The following is a 1,403-nucleotide window of genomic DNA, read 5'->3' as shown; positions in this document are numbered from 1 at the left end:
AGCGCATAATACAAAATATACCCAAACAAAGGTACTGCGAGCCAGTACGCATTTTGTGCACCAAACAGGTCTTTAAGAAACCCATAAAGTGTCGGGATTAACGCGCCACCAACAATGGCAACAACCATCAATGAACCGCCCTGCTTTGTAAATTTCCCCAGATCGGTCATTGCCAGCGGCCAAATGGCAGGCCACATCAAAGCACAACCCAGTGCAATCAAAACAACAAAAAAGATGGAAATTTCGGGAGGGGTAAAGACAACCAGCAACGATCCGGCAATAGCAACAAGAGCACTTGCCACCAGCGCTGTTGACTGACTCAGGTATTTAGGGATGAAAATTATCCCAACGATATAACCTGCCACCATCCCTACCGGAGCAATCCATGCATACCATTCCGGATTGGCAAGATTCAATGTTTCTGCATAATCTACCAGCGTTCCCAACGCAACCGTTTCAACCCCAACGTAAAAGAACAAGGCCAAAATGCCAAGCAACAAGTGCGGAAACTGCCATATAGAAGTCTTTTTCGCCGCGTATGGACAATCATCTACATTTTCCTCATCCTCTCCTACTGCTTTCACTTCTGGAAGCGGAGAGAAAAAAGCAATGACACCCAACAATACAAAAACGCTGATAATAATTATGAACGGCAATGTAGTATCCGCAAAACGGACATCATCAACACTCTTTCCAATTATCAAGGCAAGGAAGAGCGGAGCCACCGGCCAGGCCAGTTTGTTCAGTATTCCCATAATACTCATCCGCCGGGCTGCACTATCAATAGGGCCAAGTATCGTCACATAGGGATTTACCGTTGCTTGCAGGAAAGTATTTCCCATACCACTGATAAAACTGGCGACAAGGAACAATGGTAAACTTTCCATATTCCCGGATGGGATGTACAGATAAAACCCGATGGCAAAGAGCAGGAACGAAAGTGCCATGGTTCGTTTATATCCGATTTTCGCAATCACAAAAGATGCCGGATATCCGAAAATTAAAAACGCTGAAAATGTTGCAGCAAGAACCAGATATGACTCTGCCGAGCTGATGCTCAACTGGCTTTTCAGCAACGGAATTAGATAACTGTTAATTCCCAGGGCAAACCCGATAGAGAAAAACATGGTACCGAGAATAATCAGAGCAATCACAAGATTGCGCCCCTGAACGTTTGATTTGGCCTCAACACTCATAATGTTTCATTTTTTGTTTTTATAAAAGTTACCGGTATCAATACGGCATCCCGACTATAGCCGGCATCCGTCCTGATTCAATACTGATTCCTCTGAGGATAAGGGTTAAATGGATAATTGCTCCGGCTCAGCATTAGTTCTGAACAGTTGACAATCATTTGGTGAACGAGAACAAAGTTATTTAACCTGCTTTATTCATAAGTTTTC

The 1,403-nt window shown here is 43.9% G+C and carries 1 protein-coding gene; it reads right to left on the bottom strand.

What is annotated here, in order from left to right; translation table 11 throughout:
• Positions 1-1,196, bottom strand: a 1,196-nt coding sequence (gluP, locus tag OQ5_RS0107420; protein ID WP_016776878.1) for a glucose/galactose MFS transporter, incomplete at its 3' end; no start/stop codon positions are given.
• Positions 1,197-1,403: the final 207 nt, after the last annotated feature.

Origin of the sequence: Anaerophaga thermohalophila str. Valhall, assembly GCF_000250735.1 — a bacterium.
GTDB lineage: Bacteria > Bacteroidota > Bacteroidia > Bacteroidales > Marinilabiliaceae > Anaerophaga > Anaerophaga thermohalophila_A.
This window is presented reverse-complemented; position numbering and strand designations above follow the sequence as displayed.